The sequence below is a fragment of the Mesobacterium pallidum genome, assembly GCF_019966535.1.
Lineage (GTDB): Bacteria > Pseudomonadota > Alphaproteobacteria > Rhodobacterales > Rhodobacteraceae > Mesobacterium > Mesobacterium pallidum.
Map to the genome: position 1 here is coordinate 262,949 of NZ_JAIMID010000002.1, position 25,320 is coordinate 288,268.

General features: G+C 68.1%; 22 protein-coding genes and 1 tRNA gene. 5 read left to right on the forward strand and 18 right to left on the reverse strand.

The genetic code is table 11. The annotated features are described in order from the left end of the window. Positions 1 to 254: 254 nt before the first annotated feature. From MF270_RS03970 to purM, 4 genes are all read right to left on the reverse strand, one after another. On the reverse strand, positions 255 to 1,673 hold the full coding sequence (locus tag MF270_RS03970) for a protein adenylyltransferase SelO (protein WP_238364557.1): 1,419 nt from the start codon (positions 1,671 to 1,673) through the stop codon (positions 255 to 257). A gap of 197 nt (positions 1,674 to 1,870) precedes the next feature. Further along, on the reverse strand, positions 1,871 to 3,025 hold the full coding sequence (rnd, locus tag MF270_RS03975; RefSeq protein ID WP_238364827.1) for a ribonuclease D: 1,155 nt from the start codon (positions 3,023 to 3,025) through the stop codon (positions 1,871 to 1,873). A gap of 80 nt (positions 3,026 to 3,105) precedes the next feature. Continuing rightward, positions 3,106 to 3,690 carry a phosphoribosylglycinamide formyltransferase gene (purN, locus tag MF270_RS03980; protein WP_336245988.1) on the reverse strand — a complete coding sequence of 195 codons (585 nt, stop codon included), beginning with the start codon at positions 3,688 to 3,690 and terminating at the stop codon, positions 3,106 to 3,108. Next, positions 3,687 to 4,733, reverse strand: coding sequence for a phosphoribosylformylglycinamidine cyclo-ligase (gene purM / locus MF270_RS03985; RefSeq protein ID WP_238364558.1), 1,047 nt, complete (start codon positions 4,731 to 4,733; stop codon positions 3,687 to 3,689). The genes purN and purM overlap by 4 nt, the downstream gene beginning before the upstream one ends. A 621-nt stretch (positions 4,734 to 5,354) precedes the next feature. Here purM and MF270_RS03990 point away from each other — a divergent pair. After that, positions 5,355 to 5,431, forward strand: a tRNA-Ile gene (locus tag MF270_RS03990). 43 nt (positions 5,432 to 5,474) lie between these two features. Here the strand turns inward: MF270_RS03990 and MF270_RS03995 are convergent. From MF270_RS03995 to MF270_RS04035, 9 genes are all read right to left on the reverse strand, one after another. Then, positions 5,475 to 6,266: a crotonase/enoyl-CoA hydratase family protein gene (locus MF270_RS03995; protein WP_238364559.1), complete on the reverse strand. Its 792-nt coding sequence runs from the start codon at positions 6,264 to 6,266 to the stop codon at positions 5,475 to 5,477. Continuing rightward, entirely contained in the window at positions 6,263 to 7,147 is an 885-nt protein-coding gene (locus MF270_RS04000) for a hydroxymethylglutaryl-CoA lyase (protein WP_238364560.1), read from the reverse strand. Before MF270_RS04000 ends, MF270_RS03995 begins: the two co-directional genes overlap by 4 nt. Beyond that, positions 7,144 to 9,135 (reverse strand): acetyl/propionyl/methylcrotonyl-CoA carboxylase subunit alpha, encoded by a 1,992-nt coding sequence (locus MF270_RS04005; protein WP_238364561.1) that lies wholly within the window; start codon positions 9,133 to 9,135, stop codon positions 7,144 to 7,146. Before MF270_RS04005 ends, MF270_RS04000 begins: the two co-directional genes overlap by 4 nt. A 2-nt stretch (positions 9,136 to 9,137) precedes the next feature. Continuing rightward, positions 9,138 to 10,745, reverse strand: a complete 1,608-nt coding sequence (locus MF270_RS04010) for a carboxyl transferase domain-containing protein (protein WP_238364562.1) — start codon at positions 10,743 to 10,745, stop codon at positions 9,138 to 9,140. Between the two features lie 86 nt (positions 10,746 to 10,831). After that, positions 10,832 to 12,121 (reverse strand): TRAP transporter large permease, encoded by a 1,290-nt coding sequence (locus MF270_RS04015; RefSeq protein WP_238364563.1) that lies wholly within the window; start codon positions 12,119 to 12,121, stop codon positions 10,832 to 10,834. 78 nt (positions 12,122 to 12,199) lie between these two features. After that, complete coding sequence (locus MF270_RS04020; RefSeq protein ID WP_238364564.1) at positions 12,200 to 13,189, reverse strand: TRAP transporter substrate-binding protein; 990 nt, start codon at positions 13,187 to 13,189, stop codon at positions 12,200 to 12,202. 36 nt (positions 13,190 to 13,225) lie between these two features. Continuing rightward, positions 13,226 to 13,711: a TRAP transporter small permease gene (locus tag MF270_RS04025; protein ID WP_238364565.1), complete on the reverse strand. Its 486-nt coding sequence runs from the start codon at positions 13,709 to 13,711 to the stop codon at positions 13,226 to 13,228. 39 nt (positions 13,712 to 13,750) lie between these two features. Continuing rightward, a complete protein-coding gene (locus MF270_RS04030; RefSeq protein ID WP_238364566.1) occupies positions 13,751 to 14,890 on the reverse strand; it encodes an FAS1-like dehydratase domain-containing protein in 1,140 nt (379 codons plus the stop codon). A gap of 38 nt (positions 14,891 to 14,928) precedes the next feature. Further along, entirely contained in the window at positions 14,929 to 16,488 is a 1,560-nt protein-coding gene (locus tag MF270_RS04035) for an acyl-CoA synthetase (protein ID WP_238364567.1), read from the reverse strand. A 146-nt stretch (positions 16,489 to 16,634) separates the two neighbouring features. Between MF270_RS04035 and MF270_RS04040 the strand changes: the two genes are divergently transcribed. From MF270_RS04040 to MF270_RS04050, 3 genes are read left to right on the forward strand one after another with little or no spacing between them, the layout of a single operon-like run. Then, positions 16,635 to 17,420, forward strand: a complete 786-nt coding sequence (locus MF270_RS04040; protein ID WP_238364568.1) for an IclR family transcriptional regulator — start codon at positions 16,635 to 16,637, stop codon at positions 17,418 to 17,420. A gap of 3 nt (positions 17,421 to 17,423) precedes the next feature. Next, the gene (locus MF270_RS04045) at positions 17,424 to 17,846 is read left to right on the forward strand and encodes a PaaI family thioesterase (RefSeq protein WP_238364569.1); all 423 of its coding nucleotides are present in this window, start codon (positions 17,424 to 17,426) and stop codon (positions 17,844 to 17,846) included. Then, entirely contained in the window at positions 17,843 to 19,069 is a 1,227-nt protein-coding gene (locus tag MF270_RS04050; protein ID WP_238364570.1) for a CaiB/BaiF CoA transferase family protein, read from the forward strand. The genes MF270_RS04045 and MF270_RS04050 overlap by 4 nt, the downstream gene beginning before the upstream one ends. Positions 19,070 to 19,212: 143 nt before the next feature. Here MF270_RS04050 and MF270_RS04055 read toward each other — a convergent pair whose 3' ends face one another. From MF270_RS04055 to yajC, 5 genes are read right to left on the reverse strand one after another with little or no spacing between them, the layout of a single operon-like run. Then, positions 19,213 to 19,566: an Mth938-like domain-containing protein gene (locus MF270_RS04055; RefSeq protein ID WP_238364571.1), complete on the reverse strand. Its 354-nt coding sequence runs from the start codon at positions 19,564 to 19,566 to the stop codon at positions 19,213 to 19,215. Between the two features lie 39 nt (positions 19,567 to 19,605). After that, positions 19,606 to 20,370, reverse strand: coding sequence for a sulfite exporter TauE/SafE family protein (locus MF270_RS04060; RefSeq protein ID WP_238364572.1), 765 nt, complete (start codon positions 20,368 to 20,370; stop codon positions 19,606 to 19,608). Beyond that, positions 20,363 to 21,340: a protein translocase subunit SecF gene (gene secF / locus MF270_RS04065; RefSeq protein ID WP_238364573.1), complete on the reverse strand. Its 978-nt coding sequence runs from the start codon at positions 21,338 to 21,340 to the stop codon at positions 20,363 to 20,365. Before secF ends, MF270_RS04060 begins: the two co-directional genes overlap by 8 nt. Before the next feature lies 1 nt (position 21,341). Next, entirely contained in the window at positions 21,342 to 23,003 is a 1,662-nt protein-coding gene (gene secD, locus MF270_RS04070) for a protein translocase subunit SecD (protein ID WP_238364574.1), read from the reverse strand. A gap of 18 nt (positions 23,004 to 23,021) precedes the next feature. Further along, positions 23,022 to 23,309: a preprotein translocase subunit YajC gene (gene yajC, locus MF270_RS04075; protein WP_238364575.1), complete on the reverse strand. Its 288-nt coding sequence runs from the start codon at positions 23,307 to 23,309 to the stop codon at positions 23,022 to 23,024. 229 nt (positions 23,310 to 23,538) lie between these two features. On the opposite strand from yajC, the gene MF270_RS04080 reads away from it, so the two are divergent. After that, positions 23,539 to 25,314, forward strand: coding sequence for a pentapeptide repeat-containing protein (locus MF270_RS04080; RefSeq protein ID WP_238364576.1), 1,776 nt, complete (start codon positions 23,539 to 23,541; stop codon positions 25,312 to 25,314). Positions 25,315 to 25,320: the final 6 nt, after the last annotated feature.

A 25,320-nucleotide genomic window follows, 5' to 3' on the forward strand; every position in this document is an offset into this window, starting at 1 on the left:
GCACGGAGACGCGCATCGTCGGGCCGCGGTGCGGCGATCCAACGGTTGTATTGGGCACTTTATCCCAGCCACGTCCGAAAGACACGTGAGCGGAGCGCCCAACCCCATCAAATCGCCGCGCCGTGGGTGCGGCCCGGCAATGCGCGGCGGCCTTGCGGCCTTGATTCCGCGCTGGGTCCAAAATGGCGATGGCGGTTTGTTCTGAGATGCTCGGGACGATCTTCAGGAACTGACCTGCCTCGGCACCGCCGCCCTCACGTCCCGCAGAACGTGGCCGGGACCTCTTCGTCCTCGGTCGGCGGGCGCATCAGGTCGGCGGCCTCGGACTGGTCCTCGTAGGGCCGCGCGAGCACCGACATCAGCCGTTCGAACGGAGCCATGTCGCCGGCGACGGCGGCGGCGATCATCTCTTCCATCCGGTGGTTGCGGGGGATGAAGGCGGGGTTGGCCGCCCGCATCACCACCTCGGGGTCGGGCTCCCCCTCGAGCCGGCGCCGCCAACCGGCCTCCCACTCATCGAAAGCCGCGGGATCGAGGAACTGGTCCCGCGCCGCGCCCGTGGCCAAGGCCCGGAAGGTGTTGGTGAAATCGGCTTGGTTCTCGGCCATGCGGTCCATCAGATCGCCGATCAGCGCGGCATCGCCGGGCTCTTCACGGCTCAGCCCCAGCTTGGCCCGGAACCGCCGCAGCCAGGCCGCGCGCAGCGTCTCGCCCATGCCCTGCACGATCTGGGTATACTCCTCCACCGCCGCGTCCTGGTCATCGGCCAGGGTGATCAGCGCGGTGGCCAGCTGCGCCACGTTCCAGACCGCGATATTGGGTTGGTTTCCATAGGCATAGCGCCCCATCCGGTCGATCGAGGAATAGACCCGCATCGGGTGAAACCGGTCCAGAAAGGCACAGGGGCCATAGTCGATCGTCTCGCCCGAGAGCGCGCAATTGTCGGTGTTCATGACCCCGTGGATAAAGCCGACCGACATCCAGGCCGCGACCAGTTCCGCCTGCGCGCGGGCCACCGCGACAAGCAGCCCGCGCGGGCCGTCGGCCTCGGGGTAATGCCGGTCGATGGTGTAATGGGTGAGCCGCTGGACAGCGTCCTTCTGGCCGCGTGCGGCAAAGACCTGGAAGGTGCCGACGCGGATATGGCTGGCGGCGACGCGGGTCAGCACGGCGCCGGGCAGCCAGGTCTCGCGGCGGATCTCTTCGCCCGTCGCCACGGCCGCGAGCGCCCGGGTCGTGGGGATGCCGAGCGCATGCATCGCCTCGCTCACCACGTATTCGCGCAGCACCGGGCCTAGCCAGGCCCGACCGTCGCCATTGCGCGAGAACGGCGTGGGGCCCGAGCCCTTGAGCTGGACGTCGCGGCGACGCCCCTGCCCGTCCACGACCTCTCCCAGCAGGATCGCGCGGCCGTCGCCCAACTGCGGGTTCCAGTTGCCGAACTGGTGCCCGGCATAAAGCTGCGCCAGCGGCTCGGCCCCCTCGGGCACGGCATTGCCGGAAAAGACCTGCGCCTGCTCGAGCGCCTCGCCGGGGGACACGCCCAGTTCGGCCGCCAGCGCGGTGTTGAAGGCCAGCAGCCCCGGCGCCTTGACCGGGGTCGGGTCGAGCCGCGCGTAGAAAACGCCCGGCAGGCGGGCATAGGAATTGTCGAAGGGGAGATGCAGGGTCATGGGGGGAAGGTAGGCGCTTGGAGCGGGGTTTGCCAGAGGGCACAAGCGGCCCCCACCACCGGAACAGGTCCGCGCCTGGTCGGACAGTGTTGATGCGGACAGTGCTGCGGCGGACAGTCGGACGTGTCGCGCAAATTACCCCGAAGCGGCCCGGCGATTTGCAACACCCGGCGCGCGGGATCGCGCGTCGGGTCCGCTCAGACCTCGATCACCGTGACCGAGCTGCCCTTGGCCGAGAGCGCGATCTTGCCCTCGCACAGCCGCAGCGCGTCGTTGCCGAAAAGCTCGCGGCGCCAGCCGGTCAGCGCGGGCGCGTCACGCTCTCCGCCCGCGATGGCATCGAGATCGGCGGCCGAGGCGACCAGCCGCGGCGCGACGCCCGCGTCCTCGGTCTTGGCCTTCAGCAGCACGCGCAGCAGGTCCGCCAGTGCCGGGTTTACCTGCAGCTTTTCCTGCCGGCGATCGATCTCGGGCAGCTCGGACTTGGGGCAGTTCACCCCGACCTTCACCGCCTCCATGATCCCCTCGGCGATGTCGCCCTTGCGCGCCTCGCGCAAGAGCAGCCGCGAACGGCCCAGATCGTTCAGGTTCATCGGCTTGGTCGAGGCCAGCTCGACCAGTGCGTCGTCCTTGAACACCCGGTTGCGCGGCACGTCGCGCGATTGCGCGTAGCGCTCGCGGAAGGCCGCGAGTTCGCGCACGATGGCCAGGAACCGGGGCGAATTGGTGCGGGTCTTGACCCGCTTCCAGGCCTCCTCAGGGCGGGTGGCATAGGTCTCGGGGTCGGTCAGGATCCCCAGTTCCTCCTGCACCCAACGGGCGCGGCCATTGTCGGCCAGCGCCTGCGACAGGAATTCGTAGATGTCGCGCAGATGCGTCACGTCGGCCAGCGCGTATTTCTGCTGGGCCTCGGTCAGCGGGCGCCGCGACCAGTCGGTAAACCGCGAGGATTTGTCGAGCGATTGCTTGGCGATCTTGCGCACCAGCGTCTCGTAGCCGACCTGTTCGCCAAAGCCGCAGACCATCGCCGCCACCTGGGTGTCGAACAGCGGATCAGGGAAAACCGCGGCATCGACGTAGAAGATCTCGAGATCCTGCCGCGCGGCGTGGAAGACCTTGACCACCGAGGTATCGCGGAAGAGCGCGTAAAGCGGCTCCATCGACACGTCGCCCTCGATCGGGTCGATCAGCACGGCCTCTCCGTCATCGCCCGGCAGGGCCATCTGGATCAGGCAAAGCTTGGAATAATAGGTGCGTTCGCGCAGGAATTCCGTGTCGATCGTCACGTATTCAGCATCATGCGCCTTCTGGCAGAAGGCGGCGAATTCTTCGGTCGTGGTGATGATCTTCAAACTGGCCTCGGGCATCTGTGAGTGGTCCGGCACTCCCCTTTGCCGGGACGGCCTTGGCCGTCACGGGATCGTAATATTGCCTAGAGCCGGGGTTGTACAGAGCCGCAGAAGGCACGCAGGCATTCCGGGTAGAGGATATGTTCCTCGGTCAACACACGGGCCGCGAGGGTCTCGGGCGTGTCGCTGGGCAGGATGGGAACGCGGCGCTGACCCAGGATCGGGCCGTCGTCAAGCCTGGGCGTCACGAGGTGGACGGTGCAGCCCGCCTCGGTCTCGCCGGCCTCTATGGCGCGGGCATGGGTGTGCAGCCCGCGGTACTTGGGCAGCAGAGAGGGGTGGATGTTCAGCATCCGCCCGTCCCATTGGCTGGTAAACCCTTCGGTCAGGACGCGCATGAACCCGGCCAGGCAGATGACATCGGGGGAATGCTTGAGGATCTCGTCCTGCAGCGCCGCCTCGAATGCCGGTCGGTCGCCCTTGTAGGGCCGGTGATCCACCACTGCCGTCGGGATGCCCATGGCGGCGGCACGGGCGAGCCCGCCGGCATCCGCGTTGTTCGACAGCACGAGGCAGGGCCGGCCGGGGTGGTCGCCCACCATGCTCTCGGCCAGCGAGACCATGTTGGACCCCCCGCCCGAGACCAGGATCGCGACGCGGATCGTCACTTGAGCGCGCCCGTGTAGCTGACGCCTTCACCGCCCGTGACGGTGCCGAGGGTGCAGACCTCTTCGCCCGCCTCCCGCAGCAGCGCGGCCAGCGCCTCGGCGCGGGCAGGCTCGACCACGAGGATCATGCCGATGCCGCAGTTGAAGGTCTTGAGCATCTCGCCCTCGGCGATCCCGCCGACCTGTTGCAGCCAGCCGAAGACGCCCGGCAGCTGCCACGCGCCCAGGTCGATGGTCGCGCCCATGCCTTCGGGCAGGACACGCGGCAGGTTCTCGGTCAACCCGCCGCCGGTGATATGGGCCAGCGCGTGCACGCCGCCCGCGCGGACCGCGTCCAGCGCCTGTCGGACATACAGCCGCGTGGGCGCCAGCAGGGCCGCGCCCAGCGTGCCCTCGCCCCAGGGGCAATCGGCGTCCCAGCCAAGGCCCGAGATCTCGACCAGCTTGCGCACGAGGGAATAGCCGTTGGAATGCACGCCGTTGGACCCGAGGCCCAGCAGCACGTCGCCCTCGCTCACGCCCTTGGGCAGGTCCTCGCCCCGTTCCATCGCGCCGACGGCAAAGCCCGCAAGGTCGAAATCGCCCGCGTGGTACATGCCCGGCATCTCGGCCGTCTCACCGCCGATCAGCGCGCAGCCGGACTGCACGCAACCCTCGGCGATGCCCTCGATGATCGTGGCCGCTTGCTCGGTCGCGAGCTTGCCGGTGGCGAAGTAATCGAGAAAAAACAGCGGCTCCGCCCCCTGGCAGACCAGGTCGTTGACGCACATGGCGACAAGGTCGATGCCGATGGTGGCGACATTGCCGGTGTCGATGGCGATGCGCAGCTTGGTGCCCACCCCGTCGGTCGCCGCGACCAGCACCGGGTCGAGGTAGCCTGCGTCCTTCAGATCGAAAAGCGCGCCGAAACCGCCGAGCCCGGACATGACGCCGGGACGGGTCGTCCGCTTGGCGGCGGGCTTGATCCGGTCGACCAGCGCATTGCCCGCGTCGATATCCACACCCGCATCCGCGTAGGTGATGCCTTTCTTGCCGTCGCTCATCCGCCGATCCTCGCCGCTGAAATCGCGCCCCGCTTAGCGCAAGGCGGGCCGCATGACCAGAGGGCGCGCGCGGGCAAATGTGCGCGCCGGGCGGAATTGGCGGGCGCGCGGGCGCGGCGCATCGGCCAGTTGCGCCGCCGGGCCCCGCTGCCAGTCTGGCCGGCGGGATGACAGGGGATTGGCGCCGGCGTGGACACAGAGACATTGGCCGCAGCGGCCAGGACGTCGCGGGCGCTATTTTCCCTGGTCGCAGGAGACCCGAGCCTTGATGGGCCTGGTTGGGATCGTCGCGTCGATCTTGCTGATTGGCGTGACCGTGCTCATCCCCTGACATGGCATCTTGCCGTTGTGCGCCAAAGTGAAGAAACGCGCCTCCCTGCCCCTCCTCATCGCAGGCTGAGGCAAGACCTCCAGCGCCGGACCCAGGCCCAAGAGGCGGCCCTTCCACCGCCAAGGCCAACGCGCAGGTCCGCGCCATCCGCGGCGGCCTCGTCCGCGCGCGCATCCGTGCCAGCCTCGTCGTGCTCATCCTCGGCGCCCCGCTCGCCTATGCCTTGCTGCGCGGCGCGCTCGCCCTTCTGCCTTGACGGCCCCGGCCCGTCTGGTAGTGAAACGGTCGGCGGGCCTGTAGCTCAATTGGTTAGAGCAGGGCGCTCATAACGCCTTGGTTGCGGGTTCAAGTCCTGCCGGGCCTACCACGGTCATCCCGCCCCCCTCACCCTTCCGCGCGGCCCGATGCGGTCATGCGCGCCGGCGCCAGGCCGGGGTTTCGCGGGCAAAGAAGGCGGCGATGCCCTCCTGCGCCTCGCGGGTTTCCCAGCGGTCCGCGAGGGCCGCCGCCGTGAGCCCGGCTGCGGCGACGGGGTCTGTCCCGGCCAGCGTCCGGCAGAGCGCCTTGGCCGCCGAGACCGCCCCCGGCGCGCAGTCCAGCACGGCGGCGATCTCTTCTTCGATGGCGGCGTCCAGCCCCTCGGCCGGGCAGATCCGCGCCACCAGCCCCGCGCGCTGCAGGAAGGCGGTGTCGAAGGGCCGCGCGGTGAAGAAGACCTGCCGCGCAAAGGCTTCGCCCAGGCGGGCGACCACGAAAGGGCCGATGGTGGCCGGGATCAGGCCCAGCCGCGTCTCGGTCAGGGCAAAGCGCGTGGACTCTTCGGCGATGACGATGTCGCAGACCGCGACCAGGCCGATGCCGCCGCCATAGGCCGCCCCGTGCACCCGCCCGATGACCGGGTGCGGCAGCGCGTTCCACAGGCCCAGCATCCGCGCCAGCGTCATCGCCTCGCGCATCTTGCCGGCCCGGTCGGCATCGGCCTGGGCGCGCATCCAGCCAAGGTCCCCGCCAGCGCAAAAGCTGGGCCCGGCGCCGGCCAGCACCACGGCGCGCAGGGTGTCGTCCGCGGCCAGCGCCTCGGCCGCCGCGGTCATCTCGGCGATCATGGCCGCGTTCATGGCGTTGTGCTTTTCGGGCCGCGACAGGGTGACCGTGACGACGCCGCGCGCGTCACGCTCCATGCGAATGGTCTGGTCGGTCATGCGGATGTCTCCGTCGTGCGGGGGGTCGAGCGCCGCGAGAGCCCGGCGACGAACCGTTCGGCCGCGGCAAGGGCGGCGCGGTCGATGCCGGTGGCAAGGCCCTGCCCCTCGAGCATCTCGACCAGCGCGGTGGTGGACAGGTTGCCCGGGGCGCCCGGCGCGTAGGGGCAGCCGCCAAGGCCGCCGACCGCGCTGTCGAAGACGCGCAGGCCAAGGTCCAGCGCCACGGCCACGTTTGCCAGCGCCCGGCCGCCGGTGTCGTGGAAATGCCCCGCCAGCCGCGCGGCCGGGACAAGGTCCAGCACCGCCTCGATCATGGCCCGGGTCGCTTCGGGCGTGGCGCGGCCGATCGTGTCGGCCAGCGAGATCTCGTAGCAGCCCATCCGGTCCAATGCGCTGGCCACGCCGCGCACCGCGCCCGGGTCCACCGGCCCCGTGTAGGGGCAGTCGACCGCGCAGGAGACATAGCCCCGCACCGGCAGTCCCGCGGCGCGGGCGGCCGCCATCAGCGGGGCAAAGCGCGCGAGGCTCTCGTCTATGCTGCAGTTGATATTCCGGGCGCTGAACGCCTCGGAGGCGGAGGCAAAGACCGCCACCTCGTCCGCGCCCGCTGCCATCGCCGCCTCGACCCCCCTGAGGTTCGGCGTCAGCACCGCGTAGCGGGTGCCGGGGGCGCGGGCGATGCCGGCCATCACCTCGGCTGCGTCGGCCAGTTGCGGCACCCATTTCGGCGACACGAAACTGGTCGCCTCGATCCTTTCGATCTTGGCGGCGGACAGCAGGTCGACCAGCGCAATCTTGTCGGCCGTGGGGATCGGGGTGGACTCGTTCTGCAAGCCGTCCCGCGGGCCGACCTCGAAGATGCGGACGGCGCGGGTCATGCCGGCACCGCCGCGAGCGTGACCAGCACGCTGCCGCCCTCGACCGCCTCGCCGCGGGTGCAGCGCACCTCGGCCACCGTCCCGTCGCGCGGGGCCAGCAGCGCGGTCTCCATCTTCATCGCCTCCATGACGCCAAGGCGCGCGCCCCCGGTCACCGCGTCGCCCACGGCCACGTCCAGCGTGACGATCACGCCGGTCATCGGCGCCAGCACGCTGTCGCTGGTATCGACCAGCGCCGCGCTGCCCGCACGGGCGTCGGGCAGCAGCAGCTCGCGCGTCACACCCCCCGCCAGGACCGACAGAAGGCGGCCGCCGTCGCGCGGCGCCACGTGCACCGTGGCCTCGGCCCGCGCCCGCGTCGGGCCGGCGCGCAGCGCGATCCGGGCGCCGTCGCGGGTCAGCCCGGCCAGCTCGAGCGGCGCGCCGCCGCCCAGCTGAAAGCCGATCCTGCCGCCGGGTTCGAGCGTCAGCCGGCAGGCCAGCGGCGTGCCCTGCCACAGGAAAGTCAGCGCATGGCTGGCCCGGCCCCAGCTGCGCCAGCCAAGATGCGGCGCCGCCGGGTCGATGCCCAGCGCCGCGATGGCGGCAAAGGCCAGGTGCAGGTCGCCGGGCGGGTCCTCTGCCGTCAGCGCCGCGAGGTCGCGCGCGATGAGGCCGGTGTCGAACTGCCCGGCGGCAAAGCCCGCATGGCCCGCCAACGCCGCCAGGAACTCGACATTGGTGGCGGTGCCCACCACCTGGGTGCCGCGCAGCGCCCCGAGCAGCGCCAGCCGGGCGGTGTCGCGATCGGGCCCGTGGGTGATGATCTTGGCAATCATCGGGTCGTAGAACGGGCTGATCGCATCGCCGCTGCGCACGCCGGTGTCGATGCGCGCCCCGGTGCCGAAGCCAAGCTGCGCGATCCGGCCGGTCGCGGGCAGGAATCCGCGGGCCGGGTCCTCGGCGTACAGCCGCGCCTCGATCGCATGGCCGGTGATCGAGATGTCCGCCTGCCGCAGGGGCAAAGGCTCACCGGCCGCGACGCGGATCTGCCATTCGACCAGATCGACACCGGTGATCGCCTCGGTCACCGGGTGCTCGACCTGCAGGCGGGTGTTCATCTCCATGAACCAGAAGCCGTCGGCGCGCAGCGGGCCCGAGCCGTCGGCGATGAACTCGATCGTGCCCGCGCCGGTGTAGTCGATGGCCTCGGCGGCCCGGACCGCCGCCTCGGTCATGGCGCGGCGGACGTCTTCGGTCATGCCGGGCGCCGGCGCTTCCTCGATCACCTTCTGGTGGCGGCGTTGCAGCGAACAGTCCCGCTCGAAAAGATGAACCACCGTGCCGTGGCTGTCGCCAAAGACCTGCACCTCGATGTGGCGCGGGGCGGTGATGTATTTCTCGATCAGCACGTGCGGATCGCCGAACGACGCCTGCCCCTCGCGCCGGGCCGAGGCGAGCGCCTCGGCGAACTCGGCGGGCCGGTCGACCTTGCGCATCCCCTTGCCGCCGCCCCCGGCGCGGGCCTTGATCAGCACCGGGTAGCCGATGCGCGCGGCCTCGGCGGCCAGCAGGTCCGGGTCCTGGCCCTCTCCGTGATAGCCCGGCACCACCGGCACGCCGGCCTGCTCCATCAGCGCCTTGGCCGCGTCCTTGAGGCCCATGGCGCGGATCGCCTGCGCCGAGGGGCCGATGAAGGTCAGCCCCGCCGCCTCGACCGCCTCGACGAAGGCGGGGTTCTCGGACAGGAACCCGTAGCCGGGATGGACCGCCTGCGCGCCGGTGGCACGGGCGGCGGCGATGATGCGCTCGGCCACCAGGTAGCTTTCGGAGGCCGGCGAGGGACCGATAGGCACCGCCTCGTCGGCCAGCGCCACGTGCAGCGCCCCGGCATCGGCGTCGGAATGCACCGCGACGGTGGCGATCCCCATGGCGCGGGCGGTGCGGATGATCCGGCAGGCGATTTCGCCCCGGTTCGCGATCAGTATCTTGGAGAAAGTCGGGGTCATCATCACATCCTGAACAGGCCGAATTTCGTATCCGCGATCGGCGCGTTCAGCGCCGCGCGCAGCGACAGGGCGACCACGTCGCGGGTCTTGCGCGGGTCGATGATCCCGTCGTCCCAAAGCCGGGCCGAGCCGTAGAGCGGTTTCGACTGCCGCTCGAACATGTCGAGCGTGGGCTGCTTGAAGGCGGCCTCCTCGCTTTCGGACCAGCTGCCGCCCTTTGCCTCGATCGCGGCGCGGCGCACGTCGGCCAGCACGCCCGAGGCCTGCGCCCCGCCCATCACCGCGATCCGCGCATTGGGCCACATCCAGACAAAGCGTGGCCCGAAGGCGCGCCCGCACATGCCGTAGTTCCCCGCCCCGTAGGATCCGCCGACGATCACCGTCACCTTGGGCACCGAGGCGGTCGAGACGGCGGTGACCAGCTTGGCGCCGTCCTTGGCGATCCCGCCGGCCTCGTATTTCGAGCCGACCATGAAGCCGGTGATGTTCTGCAGGAACAGCAGCGGGATCTTGCGCTGGCAGCACAGCTCGATGAAATGCGCGCCCTTGGTCGAGCTTTCGGAGAAGAGCACCCCGTTGTTGGCGATGATCCCGACCGGCACGCCGTCGACATGCGCAAATCCGGTGACCAGCGTGGTGCCGTAGCGCGGCTTGAACTCGGCAAAGTCCGACCCGTCCACCAGCCGCGCGATCAGCTCGCGCGCGTCATAGGGCGTCTTTTCACTGGCCGGCACGATGCCCATGACCTCGTCCGGATCGTACAGCGGCGCACGCGGGGCGCGAAAATCCACGTCCGGGCGCGGCGCGGGGCCGAGGTGGCTGACGATCTCGCGCGCCAGGGCCAGCGCGTGGCCATCGTCATCGGCCAGGTAATCGGCCACGCCCGACAGCCGCGTATGGGTGTCGCCGCCGCCCAGCGTTTCGGCATCGACGATCTCGCCCGTAGCGACCTTGACCAGCGGCGGCCCGGCCAGGAAGATCGTCCCCTGTTCGCGCACGATGATGGTCTGGTCGCTCATCGCCGGCACGTAGGCGCCGCCCGCCGTGCACGACCCCATGACCACCGCGATCTGGGCGATGCCCATGGCCGACATCCGCGCCTGGTTAAAGAAGATGCGGCCGAAGTGATCGCGGTCGGGAAAGACCTCGTCCTGGTTGTTGAGGTTGGCGCCGCCGCTGTCGACCAGGTAGATGCAAGGCAGATGGTTTTCCTCGGCGATCTCCTGCGCGCGCAGGTGTTTCTTGACCGTCATCGGAAAGTAGGTGCCGCCCTTCACCGTGGCATCGTTGCACAGGATCATGCAGTCGCGCCCCTCGACCCGGCCGATCCCGGCGATGGCCCCGGCCGAGGGCACTTCGTCCCCGTACATGCCCGTCGCGGCGAAAAGGCCGACCTCGAGGAAGGGCGAGCCGGGGTCGAGCAGCCCGGCGATCCGGTCGCGCGGCAGCAGCTTGCCCCGCGCCTCGTGCCGCTGGCGCGCGCTGTCGGACCCGCCCTGCATGATCCGCGCCGCGGTCTCTTCGATCTCGGCGCAGTGCGCCTGCATCGCGGCGGCGTTCTCGGCAAAGCCGGGGGCAGTCGGGCCCAGGCTGCTGGTCAGGATGCTCATCTGGTTCGGTCTCCGTTCGGTCTTGGGCGCAGCTCTCCCGGCCCGCGGCGGCGGGGGCGCTGGACGGCTGCGGGTTGGGCGCGGTGTCAGCGGGACATGAGGTCGGGCAGGAACAGGGTGATCTCGGGGATGCTGAGCAGCAGGATCAGCACCACGATCTCCATCCCCAGGAAGGGCAGGATGCCGCGAAAGATGGTGCCCAGCGGCACTCGGGTCTGCGCCGCCGCGACATAGGCGTTGAGGCCAAGCGGCGGGGTCAGAAGGCCGATCTCGACCGTCTTGGTGACGACGATGCCGAACCAGACCGGGTCATAATCCAGCGCCATCGCGGTGGGAAAGGCCAGCGGCATGGCCAGCGACAGGATCGCGAGCTGGTCCATGAACATACCCATGATGAGCAGCAGCAGGATGATCAGCCCCATGATCACCGCGCGCGGCAGCTCGGTCACCGCGACCCATTCGAGCATCCCGTGGGTGATGCGCGTAAAGGCCAGGTAGTTGGAAAAGATCGCCGAGCAGGCGACGATGGCGACGATCATCACCGTCGCCCGCACTGCCCCGCTGACCGAGCGGTTGAACTGCGCAAAGCTCAGCGTGCGCTGCGCCAGCACGATCAGCAGCGAGCCCATGACCCCCAGCGCCGCCGCCTCGGAGGGCGAGGCGATGCCGCCGTAGATCGCGCCGATCACGGCGATCATCAGCAGAACCATCGGGATCACGTGGCGGCTTTCGCGCACCGCCGTCTTCAGCACGAAGGGGTCGCCCTTGGGCGCCTGGTCGGTCGTTTCGGCGACGATCTTGATGACCACCGCGAGGCCGATCGCGGTCAGCAGGCCGGGGATGATCCCGGCGATGAACAGCTTGCCGATCGAGGTCTCGGTCAGCACGCCGTAGACCACCAGCACGATCGAGGGCGGCACCACCACCGCCAGCGTGCCGCCGACGCTGACCACGGCCGCCGCCAGCCGGTCGGAATAGTTGTGCGCCCGCATCTGCGGATAGGCCGAGGCCGCCATCGCCGCCGTCGAGGCGGTCGAGCTGCCGACCAGCGCCGCCAGCAGCACCGAGGCGGCCACAGTGGCCATGGCCAGCCCGCCCTTGACGTGGCCGATCCAGGATTGGCAGGCGATGATCGCCCGCCGGGTGACGTCGCCCGCCGTCAGCAGCTCGGCCATCAGGATGAACAGCGGGATGGCGACAAGGATGAAGGACGCCGAACTGTCGAAGAAGGTCCGCTCGAGCACCGCGAGCGCCGGGCGCGGGCCCAGCTGCGCGGCCAGCCCCAGGGTCCCCGCGATCCCCATCGCAAAGGCGATGGGCACGCGGAAGGCCATGAGCGCGGCCATGACGACGACAATGGCAAGAAAGGTCAGCATGAGTGGCCCGCCAAAAATTTGAGTGTGGGAAAGCCGCCGCGAGGGGCGGCTTTCATCGCCTTGCGTGGGTTGGCGGCCTTACTGGCTGGTCAGAGCCCGGTAACTGTCGAGCACGGCCTGCGCCTTATCGTTGCCCAGCCGTTCCAGCCAATCGGTGCTGACCAACTCGAGCTCATGCGTGACCTCGGCCAGCTCTTCGTCGGTAAAGCTGTAGGTGTCGATGCCCTCGGCCTTCCACTGCGCCACCAGCTCCGAGACCGAGGCGTCCTGCGCCTGCGCAACATGCAGCGCCGTCTCGTCGCCAAGGCGGATCATCTCGGCCTGCGTTTCGGCCGGCAAGGCGTCGAACAGGTCGCTGCGCACCACCATGACAAAGCTGTAGCCGCCAAAGGAGCCGTTGGTCGAAATGTGGCTGACCACCTCGTTCAGCTTGTAGCCGGGCACCGAGGCCAGCGGGAACAGTACCGCGTCCAGTCGGCCGCGTTCGACGGCCGTGTAGACCTCGGGCCCGGGGATCGAGATGCCGACCCCGCCCAGCGCCCGCGCCGTCATCGCCTGGGTCGACCCCGAGGTGCGCACGTCAAGCGAGGTCCAGTCAGACGGCTTGCCCAGCCGCGTCCTGGCCAGCACCTGGTAGGGCGGCAGCACGAAGCCGAAGACCGGCGTGACCCCGGTGGCCAGGATCTCGTCGCGCAGCGGGCCGTCCTTGATCATCGCCTGCAGCGCGCGGGTCCCCTGCTCGGCCGAGCCGTAAAAGCCCGGCAGCGCGACAACCGAGTTCAGCGGCAGCACGTCGGCGTGGTAGGGCGTGCCCAGCAGCGCCGCATCGAGGATGCCGCTTTTCACCGCGTCGAGCTGCGCCTTGGACTTGGCGGCCTGCTGCGACGGGAAGTGTTCAAAGGTGATCTCTCCGCCCGTGGCCTCCTGCACGGCGGCCATCCATTTCGACGTCCCCTCGACCGAGACGATGTGGCTGGTCGACTGGAAATCCCCCAGGCGCAGGGTCTCGGCCTGGGCGACACCGGCCAGCGCCAGCGCGGCGGCCAGGGTGCCGATACAACGTGTCATGACTTTCATTGGTTTCTCCTCCCTAAGATCGTTGGTTCAGGTCGCTGCCGGCGCGCGCCTTTGCAGCGCGTCGTGCAGCAGCCGCAGGACCAGCACGCCGCATCCCAGCGGGATGGCGGCATAGGCCCAGCCGAGCGGCCAGTCGATCACCCCGTATTCCACGTCCCCGTGGGCGATGGCGTGATAGGCGAACATGCCCGATTTCACAGTGACCGCGGCAAAGAAGGCCGCGGGCAACAGCAGGCGCAGCCGGGACACCAGCGCGCCGAAGACGCCGCGCATGTGTTCGGGCGTGAATTCCAGCGCCAGGTGGCCGCCGTCGCGAAAGACCCGCGACAGCGACAGGGTTGCAAGGGCCGGCATCAGGTACAGCTCGGTCAGTTCGAACTGGATCTGCACCGGCCGGTTGGCGAACAATCGCAACAGGATGTCCGCGTTGATCAGCGCCGCCACGGCGACAAGGCTGAGGCAGCCTGCAAGGTGCAGGATGTCCTCGATCTTGCTCAGGATCTTCTCAAGCATCGGCCTTGCCTCCTCCGTGCCGTTGCGGGGCCGGTCGCGTCAGCGCTTGGGCAGCTCGACGATGGCCGAACCCATGGCCGATTGCTCGCCGTCCTGCTGCTCGGCGCGCTGCCGGATCTCGACCAGGAAGCGGCCATCCTCTTCGAACTTTCGCACCACGGTGCCGTGGATCAGGATGATGTCGCCCTCGGGGTTGTGCCGGCGCACCTGGCACTTGGCCTGGCGCAGGAAGCCGTCGTCGCCCATCCAGTTGGTGACCTGGTGGGTCAGCCAGGACGTCCGCTCGGGGCCGTAGTCATAGGCGCCGGGGGCACCGACCTCGAGCGCGAATTCCTCTTCCCAATGCACCCGCTCGGGGCAGTCGGGAATGCCGTAGCGGTTCTTGGGCCCGGCGCTGGGGTGTTTCTGCTGAAGCTGCCAGGCCAGCTTGTTGGCGCGGATGTAAAGCCCGCCCCAGCCCTGCGCATAGGCGATGAAGCCGGTGGCCGTCATCGGCCCCTTGACCATGGTCGGCAGCTCCTGACCTTCGGTCACGTCGTCCCAGTAGCGGGTCTCGGCGCCGCGGATCTCTTCCTGCTCGTAGTACTTGTAGTAGGCCTGCAGCTCTTCGTCGGTCCAGACGCGGCGCCCCTTGGCCTTGGCCTCGGTGTACTTGGTGCCGTTCTCGCGCGCCTGGTCGCGGTCGGTGCGGAAACACCAGCTGTCGGCATCGGCCACCAGCTCGCCCGTGGCGGCGTCGTAGAAATCCACGTGGTAGATCTGCTGCACGGCGCGGCCGGCAAAGCGGGTGTTGTGCTCGATCAGGTCCTTCAGCACCGCCTCGGTGCGGAATTCCATGTTGCGGGTGATGGTCTTGTGCCAGTTCCAGTTGGCGCCCGACCACATGGCATGGACGCCCGGCAATCCGCCGACATAGCCCGAGATGATGCGGTTGGTCGCGAACAGGAAGCTCGGCAGCGCGATCACGTCGCCGTACTTGGTGCCCTTGGCATAGTCGGGGTCGCACCACAGCGGGTTGTCGTCGCCGATGCCATGGGCGTAGTGGCGAATGTTGTCGCGGGTCGCCTCGTAGCACCAGGGCTCGACCGTCTTCTCGACCTTCACGCCGATGCGCTGGCGCAGATCGTCCAGCCCCTCCTGCGTGATCTTGGGGAATTTCTTGTGGGTCATGTCGTTCATCTGTCTTCTCTCCTCAGAAGGTGTGACGGGCGCGCGGATCAGTCCGCGGCTTCGAATTTCGCGGCTTCGCGGTCGCGCAGGATCTTGCGGTTGACCTTGCCGGCGGGGGTCTTGGGCAGCTCGGTCACGAACTCGACCTGGCGCGGGTATTCATGGCGGGCGAGGCGGGCGCGGACATGGTCCTGGATGTCCTGCACCAGGCCCTCGGTCTCGTCGGTCTTGAGAATGATGAAGGCCTTGACCACCAGACCGCGCACCGCATCGGGCGCGCCGATCACGCCGCATTCGGCGACGGCCGGGTGGCTGAGCACCGCATCCTCGACCTCGACCGCGCCGATGGTCCAGCCGGCCGAGATGATGACGTCGTCCGCCCGGCCGCCGTGGTAGAAATAGCCATCCGCATCGACCCGACCGAGGTCCTTGGTCGGGAACCACGCGCCGCGCTTGCGCACCATCAGCTCGCCCGTTTCGCCGGGATCGGCGGGGCTGCCGTCGGGCCGCTGGACCTGCACCTCGACCCCCGGCACGGCCTTGCCCATGGCGCCGTCGCGCACCTCGAGGTCATCGGCCCCGGGGTAGTTCGAGATGATGACACCGATCTCGGTCGTGCCGTACATCGACCGCACCTTGGTGCCAAAGACCCGCTCCACATACTGCGCGGTCTCGCTGTCGATCGGCTCTCCGGTAAAGGACAGCTTGTCGAACCGGTAGGTGAACTGCTCGGCCGCGCCGGAATTGCGCATCATCCGGTAATGGGTCGCGGCGGCGGTCAGGTTGGTGATGCCGAAATCCTGCAGCGCGCGCAGCAGCCGCACCGGGTCGAACTTGCCGCTGAAGGTGCCGGTCGACACGCCCATGGCCAGCGGCGCCAGCGTGCCATGCCAGAGGCCATGCCCCCAGGCCGGCGAGGACGGGCAGAAGAACCGGTCGCCAGGGCGGATGCCGGTGGCGTAAAGCGCGGCCACCATCAGCGTCACGATGGACTGGTGCGAATGCTGCACAGCCGCCGGCAGCGCCCGGGTCGTGCCCGAGGTGTATTGCAAAACCGCCAGGTCGCGCCCCGTGGTATCCCAGTCGAACCGCTCGGGCAGATCGTCGAGGCTGCCCAGGAACGCCGCGTCCACCACGATCACGTCCGAGGCGCCGCCTTCCACGGCCTCGGGGGCCTTCTCGGCATTGGTAAAGAAGATCTTGGGCTGGCAATCGCCGACCCGCAGCCGGATGCCCTCGGGCCCGAACAGCGAGAACAGCGGCACCGCCACCGCCCCCGCCTTGATGACCCCGAAAAGCGCGCAGTAGAACGCAAGCGACGGGTCGATCATGACCGCCACGCGGTCGCCCTTGGCGATGCCGCGCGCCACCAGGAAATGCGCGATCTGCGATGAGCGGCGGGCGATCTCTTCGAAGGTGACGATTTCGTCGGCCCCGTCCGCATGGGCGATCCGCAGGGCGACGGCATCGCCGTCCGCGTGCCGGTCGATGCATTCGTGGGCGATGTTGAACCGCTCGGTGGTGCCGTCGAACAGCGCCCACAGACCCTCTTTCGAGTAGTGCTTTTGCGCATCTGCGTAGGACGTGAATTCCGTCAAGCGGGTCATTCCGTCTGCCTCCCATTCCCTTGTCTCGGGGCGCCGCTTGGGCGTCACCCGTCTCGTTGACAACGGTAGAGATTGAGATCAATCATTGTCAATACGCCAATATCATTGTATATATGCAATGAAATCAGGCCAAACAGGTGACCGAAATGGACAGTGAACAGACATCATCCGCGGCGAAACGACAGGTGCCCGCCGTGGCCCGCGCCCTTGCAATACTGCGGTTTCTGGCCAGGTCGAGCGAACCGGTCGGGGTCAATCCGATGGCGCGCGAGCTGGACCTGGTGCCCAGCACCTGCATGCACATCCTGCGCACCCTTCAGGACGAGGGGCTGGTGGATTTTGATTCGCAGACCAAGCGCTACACGATCGGAATCGGCATCCTGCCGCTGGCCCGGGCCGCGCTTCAGCGCAACTCGTTCTCGACCCTGATCCAGCCGCAGCTGTCGGACCTGTCGACCCGGTTCGGCGTCACCAGCATCGCCACGCAGCTGGCCGAGCCGAACCAGATGATCGTTGTTGCCCTGTCGCAATCGACCCTGCCCTTCCGGTTGCAGGTCGACCTTGGCAGCCGCTTTCCCGCGCTGATCAGCGCGACCGGGCGGCTGTTCGCGGCCTTCAACGTCACCGACGAAGCCGCGCTGCGGGCGGGGTTCGACAAGCTGGTCTGGGACCACCCGCCGGCCTTCGATACCTGGCTCGAGGAAGTGCGCGAGGCGCGGACGCGCGGCTACTCGGTCGACCAGGGCAGCTACATCTCGGGCGTCACGGTCGTGGCCGTGCCGGTCTTTGGCAGCAGCGGCCGCATGGTCCGGTCGATCGTCGCCATAGGCATCTCGGAGCGGCTCAAGGACAAGGAAGTCCCGCGGCTTGCCAGCGCCATGCAGAAGGTCCGTGACCACATCCAGGACCTGCAGATCGAAACAGGGAGTTGAGGAATGACAGCGACAGACAGCCTGCCCGAGGGGTGGAAGCCCCTGCGCACGGCCGGGTTCATGGACCAGATCGGGCCGGTCCTGGCCTCGGTGACGGACAGCAGCCACTACGGGCTGCAGACGACCGAGATGCACCAGAACCATATCGGCCTCGTGCATGGCGGTGTGCTGACCAGCCTGCTCGACCAGGTGATGGCCCTTGTGGCCTGGAACGCGGCCGACCGGCAGCCGACCGTGACGGTGCAGATGGACACGCGGTTCCTGGGCGCTGCCCGGGCGGGCGATTTCCTGGCGGCGCAGGCGCGCATCCGCCATGTCACGCGGTCGCTGATTTTTGTCGACGCGGAGATCACCTGCAAGCACCAGCCGATCGCCAGCGCCTCGGCGATCATGAAAATCTCGAGACAGGCAGGAACATCCGCATGACCGACACCGACACCGACACGCATCGCACCGGCCCGCTGGCCGGGATCAAGGTGCTCGACTTCTCGCGCATCCTTTCGGGGCCCTATGCCAGCATGGTGCTGGCCGATCTCGGCGCCGAGGTGATCAAGATCGAACCGATGGACACGGGCGACGAGACGCGCAATTTCCCGCCCTTCCAAGGCCAGCTCAGCCACTACTACATCGCGCTGAACCGCTCCAAGCAAAGCCTGGCGCTGAACCTCAAGTCACCCGAAGGCGTGCAGATCGCCCGCGACCTGGCCGCGCAATCCGACATCCTGCTCGAGAACTTCCGCCCCGGCGTCATGGACCGCCTCGGCCTCGGATACGGGACGCTGGCGGGGGACAACCCGCGGCTGCTCTACTGCTCGATCACCGGCTTCGGCGCGGACAGCCCGCTGGGCGACAAGCCGGCCTTCGACATCGTGGCGCAGGCCCTGTCGGGCGTCATGAGCGTCAACTGCGAACCCGGCCAGGCGCCGAACAAGCTGGGCGTGCCGCTGGGCGACATGGCGGGCAGCATCTTTTCCGTCTTCGGCCTGCTGGCCGCGTTGCACGAACGCAATGCCACCGGCCGGGGCCGCCACGTCGAGGTCGCGATGCTCGACAGCCTGATCGCGCTGCAAGGTTACCTGTCGCAGATCTACTTCGTCACCGGTCAAAGCCCGCAGCCGGTCGGCACACAGCATCCCAGCATCGTGCCCTATGGGTCCTTTCCCACCTCGGACGGCCACGTGATCGTCGCCTGCCTGACCGACCGGTTCTGGCAGAATTTCGCGCGCTGCCTCGGCCATGACGCGCTGATCGAGGACCCGCGCTTCGCGCTCTACGACCAGCGGCTGGCCAATCGCGCGGCGCTGCAGGCGCTGATCGAGGCGCGGATGACCCGCGACAGCACCGCCTACTGGCTCGACCGGCTGACCGCCTTCGACGTGCCGAACGCGCCGATCCTGTCGATCGGCGACGCGCTCGAACAGCCCCATGTCGCGGCGCGCGGCCTGCTGGAAACCACCGAGCACCCGACCGAGGGCGCCATGCGCATGGTGCGCGGCCCGATCCGGTTCGACGGGCAGGGGCCCGCGCCGGCCCGGGCGCCCAGCCTGCTCGGCCAGGACAGCGCCGAGGTTCTGGCCCGCGGCCTCGGCTATTCCGAGGCCGAGTTGTCGGATCTCGTCGCCCGCGGCGTCGTCGGCACCCGCGGCTGAGCGGGGCCAACAGCCCCCGGCTACGCAGCCCGGATGCCGCGTTCGCCGCCCCCCTGCTTCATTGTTTCAAAAATACCTCGGGGGGAGTCGCCCATGGCGACGGGGGGCTGGCCCCCCTTCCCCGCCCACAACAATCGCCAGCCTCAGACCGGCAGCGCCGCCACGGCCACGCGCCGCCCCTCGCTCAAGAGCACGTTGTAGGTCCGGCAGGCCGAAGGCGAGCCCATCGGGTCCGCCGCCAGCCCCTCCGCCTCGAGCCGCTGGCGCAGGGCCGCCGGCAGGTGCGCGATCTCGGCGCCCATGCCAACGAACAGCACGTCGACCTTGCCCACCAGCGCCAGCAGCGTGTCCACGTCCTCGAGCCCGCCCCAGGCGGTCAGCCCGTCGGGGCCAAGGCAGATCGCGCCCTCGACCACCTTGCCGCCGATGCGGAAGAACCCCGGCCCGTAGCCGTCGACCGGCAGGCTGTCGTTGTATTCGATTTCGGTCAGTCGCATCGCGTCACTCCTTTGCGGCGCCATAGCATGGGCGCGGCCCTAGTCCCAGAGCGGCAGGCCCGACAGGGCCGAGGCGGCGATCATGCCATAGGCGGCCCAGCGGTAGACCCGCTCCCGCTCGGGGCGGAACATCGCCGCCCCGGCCATGTTGCCCAGCAGGTTCGGCAGCACGACCACGAGCCCCAGCACCACCGGCACCAGTTCCATCCAGCCGCGCCAGGCGACCAGCCCCATGAAGAAGATGTCGAAGACGAAAAGGTAGACCAGGTTGTTGGCCCGCACCACCTGCGCCGGCTTGCCGCTGGCCATGTAAAGCAGGATCACCGGCGGCCCCGGAATGCCCGCCACCCCCCCGGTGATGCCGCCCACCGCGCCGGTGCCGATCACCAGCGGCCGCGTCATCGGCCCGCGATAACGAAAGCCCGAGACCAGCAGCACCGTCAGCACCAGCGCCAGCACCGAGATCACGTAGCGGATCACCTCGGGCTCCAGCACCGCCAGCAGCGCCACGCCCACGGGCAGCGTCGCCACCATGCCGGTGATCAGCCGCACCAGGTCGGGCCGGTCGGCGTCGCGCCAGCCACGCGGCAGGTTGGGAATGGGGCCGAAGAAATCCATGATGACCAGCGTCACCAGCGCCCAGATCGGCGGCAGGATCTGCCCCGCGATGGGCAGGTAGACCATCGCCGTGCCAAAGCCCGCAAAGCCGCGCACGAGGCCGGCAACGGTGCCCGCCAGCACGAGGACCACGAGCTGCAAGGGGGTCAGGCCGACCTCCGCGAGGCCGGCCCAGAGGTCAGGCATCGTCGCCCGACGTGGTGAATTGCGTCCCGGCCGTGGTCTTGTCGGGCCGCGACCAGTCACGTTTCACGCCCAGCATCAGCACGATGTTCTTGGCCACGTAGACCGACGAATAGGTGCCGACCACGATGCCCCAGGTGATGGCAAAGACGAAGCCGCGGATGACGTCTCCGCCCAGCACCAGCAACGCGATCAGCGCGACCAGCGTGGTGCCGGATGTCATCAGGGTCCGGCTCAGCGTTTCGTTCACGGTGAGGTTCATCAGGTCCCGCAGCTCCATCTTGCGGTACTTGATGAGGTTCTCGCGCAGCCGGTCGAAGATCACCACCGTGTCGTTGATCGAATAGCCGACGATGGTCAGCAGCGCCGCGATGGTGGCGAGGTCGAACCGGATCTGCAGGACGGAAAAGACCCCGATGGTCAGGATCACGTCATGCATCAATGCGGCCACGGCGCCGACCGAGAACTGCCATTCGAAGCGCAGCCAGATGTAGAACAGGATCGCCGCGATGGCCGCGCCCAGGGCGTAGATCGCGGTCAGGATCAGCTCTCCGGACACTTTCGGCCCGACGCTTTCGACGCTGGTGAACCGGATGTCCGGTGCTACCGTTTGCAGCGCGGCCTCGACATTCGCCACGAGGTCCGCGGCCACGCTTTCCTCGCCTTCCTGGGCCTGGATGCGGATCATCGCCACGTTGCGATCCGCGCCGAAGCCCGGATCGAACACCTGGGTGATCGATACATCCCCCAGCTCGAGCGGTTGCAGCGCGTCGCGATAGGTGCCGATGTCGATTGCCTGCGCGCTTTCCGTGCGGATCGTCGTGCCGCCGCGGAAGTCGATGCCGAAGTTCAGACCGATGAAGGCCCAGGCCGCCAGCGACAGGACCACGGCCAGGATGGACGCCCCCAGCGTGTAGCGCGCGTAGCGGAAGAAATCCCAGTTGGTGTTCTCGGGGACGAGGCGCAGGCGCATCTCAGACCTCCAGCGTCTTGGGGCGGCGGCGTTCGAACCACATGACGATCAGCAGGCGCGTCACGAAGATCGCCGTGAAGACAGATGTCATGATGCCGAGGCCGAGCGTGATGGCAAAGCCGCGCACCGGGCCGGAGCCCAGGGCGAAAAGGATCACCGCCACGATGAAGGTGGTGATGTTGGCGTCGAGGATGGCCGAGAGTGCCTTGTCATAGCCCAGTTGGATCGCGCGGCTGGGGCCGCGGGCGGTCTTCAGCTCTTCGCGGATGCGTTCGAACACCAGCACGTTGGCGTCGACCGCCATGCCGATGGTCAGCACGATCCCCGCGATGCCCGGCAGCGTCAGGGTGCCGCCGATGATCGACAGAAGTCCGAAGATCAGCGCGACGTTCACCAGCAGGGCAATGTTGGCGAAGATGCCGAAAAGCCCGTAGCTGAGCCCCATGAACAGCATGACGGCGGCAAAGGCGACGATGCAGGCGATCTTGCCCGCCTCGATGCTGTCCGCGCCCAGTTCCGGCCCGATGGTCCGTTCCTCGAGGAACGACAGCTCGGCCGGCAGGGCCCCGGCGCGCAGCAGCACGGCCAGCTGGGTGCTTTCCTCGACGGTGAAATTGCCGGTGATGATGCCCGACCCGCCGGGGATGTGGCTCTGGATCACGGGGGCCGAAATCACCTCGTCATCGAGCACGATGGCAAAGGGGTTGCCGATATTCTCGGCCGTGTAATCGCCAAAGCGCCGCGCGCCCGAGGCGCCAAAGCGGAAGGTCACCGCCGGCCGCCCGTTCTGGTCGAACGAGGGCTGCGCATCCACCAGGTCCTCGCCGGTCACGACCGGGGCTTCCTCCAGGATGTAATAAACGCCCTCTTCGTCGAGCGAGGGCAGGACCTCGTTGCCGATGCCGGGCCGTTCGTCGGGGTTCGAGCTGCGGCTGACCACCGGCTGGAAGGTCAGCTGCGCCGTGGTGCCGATGATCTCTTTCAGTTCCGAGGCCGAGCCGATGCCCGGCACCTGGATCAGGATGCGGTCGCTGCCCTGGCGCTGGATCGTCGGCTCGCGCGTGCCGACCTCGTCGATGCGGCGGCGGATGATTTCCAGCGATTGCCGCACGGTGCGGTCGTCGCTGGCGATCATCTCGGCCTCGGACAGCTGCACGGTCAGCACGTCGCCCTCGCCCGTGACCACGATGTCGGTCGTGGCGCCGCCTGTGAGCGAGACCACCGGCTGTGCCAGCCCGCGCGCCACTTCCAGCGCCCGCGCCATGCCCGAAGGCTCGCCGATCTGCACCCGCAGCACGCCCGGCTCGGCATTCTGCCGCCGGATCGCGCCGACGGTGTCCCGCTCGGGCCGCAGCGCATCGCGCAGCTCGGGCCAAAGCGCGGTCATCCGCGCCTCGTAGACGTCGGTCACCTCGACCTCGGCCAGCAGGTGCGCCCCGCCCCGCAGGTCGAGGCCAAGGTTCACCAGCCCCGAGGGCAGCCACTCCGGCCAGGCCTCGGCCTGCGCGGTCAGGGCGTCGTTGGCGCCCTGCATCTCGATGGCCTGGATGGCGTCGTTATGGCCCTCGACACGGCCGTAGAACAGGTTTGGCGCCGCGTAGAACAGGCCCAGGGCGACGATGCCCCAGATCACCACGCGCTTCCAGAGGTCGATCTGCATCATGGCGCGGGGCCTTTCGGATCAGCTTTCGGCGGGTTCGGTCTTGGAGGTCACCTGGGCAATGGTGCTCTGCACCACCCGGACCTTCACGCCCTCGGCGATCTCGACCTCGAGCTCGCCGTTGTCGCGCACTTTCACGACCTTGCCGATGATCCCGCCCTGGGTGACCACCTGGTCGCCGCGCCGGAGCGAGCTGACCATGTTCTGGTGATCCTTCATCTTTTTCTGCTGCGGCCGGATCAGCAGGAAATACATGATCGCGAAGATCAGGATGAGCGGGATGAACTGGGCGATTGCGCCACCTTCCATGGGACACCTCTTTGATGCGTTGCTACGCGTTGTTGCGGCCCCATGGGAGCCCGCGGATTTCGGCGGAACCTATGCGCGGGGGGGCGGATGTGCAAGGCGGCGCGCGTCGGGTTTTGCGGGAAATGGGGGGTGCGGGCGGGCGAGGAGGGGGTGGAGGACGGCTTTGGGTTGTGCGGGGCGGGGGTGTTGGGCAATGTCTGCGCAAGTCGAACGCCGGGATTTGCACCTGATGGAAACCACGATCACCCTGCCGATCCCGCCCGAGACGTTCCGCGCCCTTGCCGCGCTCGGCGTCATCGCTCTGGTCACGCTGGTGATCGGCGGACTTCTCGCGCTGGCAGGGCGCATGGACAAACAGCAACCCTCGACGCTCCAGAAGGACCTCGGGATGGAGCGTTTCGCCCCCGGTCTCTTCCGCCTTTTCGCTGGTGTCTGGATCGTCGTCGCAGGCATCCTCCTTTTCGGCTTGCTGGGTCTGATCTTCGATGTGCTCTGGTACCCGATGCCGGATACGCCGCCTTCACCGATCGCGCAGCTTTGGAGCAATGTCACCAGTGATGCCGACAGTCCGGAATGGAATTTTCGTTACAGGCTGGCCCAGATTGCTGCGCTGACGACGGTCCTCGGGGCCGTGATTGCGCTGCCCTTCACTTTGATTCGGGTCGCTCACTCAGCCAGACAAACGGACGCAACTGAACAGGGCCTCGTAACTGATAGGATAAATAAGGCTGTCGAAGGTTTGGGCAGCGAGAAGACCGTCAGCCGTATTGGGCGACCTGTCACGATCCTGAGCGGCGAAGTGAGCCCACACATAGTCGAAGGTCTGGCGAGCCCGACCTTCGAACTTCCGTCTGCAAGTCGGGAAACAAGTAGATGGCAGGCCAGTGAAGAGTCCGAAAATGGCGAAATCCTCGCAACTAAGTGGGGAATTTCATTCGAAACTTTTGAAAAGACTGAAACTCAAATCGAGTACCAAGGCGAACCCTTCACGCCGGCGCCCGAAGTGGTGGTCGCAGAGCAAGGCGACTGGCAGGTCTTCTCGGAATCCGTCCCCAACCTCGAAGTCCGCATCGGCGCCATCCACGCCCTTGGCCGCATCGCCCGCGAGAACCTCGATTTCCACGTGCAGATCATGCAGATCCTCTGCGCCTATATCCGGCAGAACAGCCCGCTGGAGTCTGCGCAAGACTTGCCAGACCTGCCCATGCCGAATGGTTGGGAAGACTCCGCAGCGCAGACGGACTGGGATGAATGGCGGATGTCGCAACGGGCAACGCTGCGCCAATGGGCAGCGACCCTGACGCCCCGCGCCGACATCCAGACCGCGCTTGAGGTCATCGGACGCCGTAATCACGATCAACGCGACGCCGAAGCACGGGCACATGGCGGCAACGGCAGCTTTGTCTTTGCGCAGCCGGTGCCGCCCTTTCCTGACCTGCCGGCCGAACAGACTGAGCGCCGCCCGGCTCTTGCCGAGTGGAAATCGCAGCTTGCCTCGTGGCGCAGCACGTTCCGCTCGTACCAAGGCTACCGGCTCGACCTGCGGCGCTGCAACCTTCAGGGCTACGACCTGTCCAAACTGAACCTGCAGGGGGCTTACCTCGGCGGGGCGGAGATGCAGGGGGCGGACCTCGGCAGGGCGGAGATGCAGGGGGCGGTCCTCCGCGTGGCGGAGATGCAGGGGGCGGACCTCGGCAGGGCGGAGATCGACTCCGCCACCGACCTCAGCGCGGCTACTCTCCGAGGTGCCGCGCTGAGGTCGGTGGATTGTACATCCGTACCACAAATTTCGGCGCATGTCCCGGATATGTTCGGCGACGCCTCGGTCACGCTGCCTGACGACGGGGGACCGGACAGCACTGACTGGCCTCCGCATTGGCCGAAGATCGACCTAGACGGCTGGGTAGAAATCGACGGCGAACGCGTCTTCCGCTTCACCCATGAATGGCGCAAGTGGCAACGCTCCCTCGAGACCGGAAAGACATACGTTCCGCCGACCGAGTAGCCCCCT

What these genes read in the sequence shown, in the direction of transcription:
- MF270_RS03970 (WP_238364557.1), bottom strand. Translation starts at nt 1,673, where the DNA reads ATGACCCTGCATCTCCCCTTCGACAATTCCTATGCCCGCCTGCCGGGC.
- MF270_RS04040 (WP_238364568.1), top strand. Translation starts at nt 16,635, where the DNA reads ATGGACAGTGAACAGACATCATCCGCGGCGAAACGACAGGTGCCCGCC.
- purM (WP_238364558.1), bottom strand. Translation starts at nt 4,733, where the DNA reads ATGAGCGACGGCAAGAAAGGCATCACCTACGCGGATGCGGGTGTGGAT.
- MF270_RS04035 (WP_238364567.1), bottom strand. Translation starts at nt 16,488, where the DNA reads ATGACCCGCTTGACGGAATTCACGTCCTACGCAGATGCGCAAAAGCAC.
- MF270_RS04000 (WP_238364560.1), bottom strand. Translation starts at nt 7,147, where the DNA reads ATGACCCGCGCCGTCCGCATCTTCGAGGTCGGCCCGCGGGACGGCTTG.
- MF270_RS04055 (WP_238364571.1), bottom strand. Translation starts at nt 19,566, where the DNA reads ATGCGACTGACCGAAATCGAATACAACGACAGCCTGCCGGTCGACGGC.
- yajC (WP_238364575.1), bottom strand. Translation starts at nt 23,309, where the DNA reads ATGGAAGGTGGCGCAATCGCCCAGTTCATCCCGCTCATCCTGATCTTC.
- secF (WP_238364573.1), bottom strand. Translation starts at nt 21,340, where the DNA reads ATGCGCCTGCGCCTCGTCCCCGAGAACACCAACTGGGATTTCTTCCGC.
- secD (WP_238364574.1), bottom strand. Translation starts at nt 23,003, where the DNA reads ATGATGCAGATCGACCTCTGGAAGCGCGTGGTGATCTGGGGCATCGTC.
- MF270_RS03995 (WP_238364559.1), bottom strand. Translation starts at nt 6,266, where the DNA reads ATGACCGACCAGACCATTCGCATGGAGCGTGACGCGCGCGGCGTCGTC.
- MF270_RS04020 (WP_238364564.1), bottom strand. Translation starts at nt 13,189, where the DNA reads ATGACACGTTGTATCGGCACCCTGGCCGCCGCGCTGGCGCTGGCCGGT.
- MF270_RS04010 (WP_238364562.1), bottom strand. Translation starts at nt 10,745, where the DNA reads ATGAGCATCCTGACCAGCAGCCTGGGCCCGACTGCCCCCGGCTTTGCC.
- MF270_RS04025 (WP_238364565.1), bottom strand. Translation starts at nt 13,711, where the DNA reads ATGCTTGAGAAGATCCTGAGCAAGATCGAGGACATCCTGCACCTTGCA.
- MF270_RS04015 (WP_238364563.1), bottom strand. Translation starts at nt 12,121, where the DNA reads ATGCTGACCTTTCTTGCCATTGTCGTCGTCATGGCCGCGCTCATGGCC.
- MF270_RS04005 (WP_238364561.1), bottom strand. Translation starts at nt 9,135, where the DNA reads ATGACCCCGACTTTCTCCAAGATACTGATCGCGAACCGGGGCGAAATC.
- MF270_RS04030 (WP_238364566.1), bottom strand. Translation starts at nt 14,890, where the DNA reads ATGAACGACATGACCCACAAGAAATTCCCCAAGATCACGCAGGAGGGG.
- MF270_RS04080 (WP_238364576.1), top strand. Translation starts at nt 23,539, where the DNA reads ATGGAAACCACGATCACCCTGCCGATCCCGCCCGAGACGTTCCGCGCC.
- MF270_RS04060 (WP_238364572.1), bottom strand. Translation starts at nt 20,370, where the DNA reads ATGCCTGACCTCTGGGCCGGCCTCGCGGAGGTCGGCCTGACCCCCTTG.
- MF270_RS04050 (WP_238364570.1), top strand. Translation starts at nt 17,843, where the DNA reads ATGACCGACACCGACACCGACACGCATCGCACCGGCCCGCTGGCCGGG.
- MF270_RS04045 (WP_238364569.1), top strand. Translation starts at nt 17,424, where the DNA reads ATGACAGCGACAGACAGCCTGCCCGAGGGGTGGAAGCCCCTGCGCACG.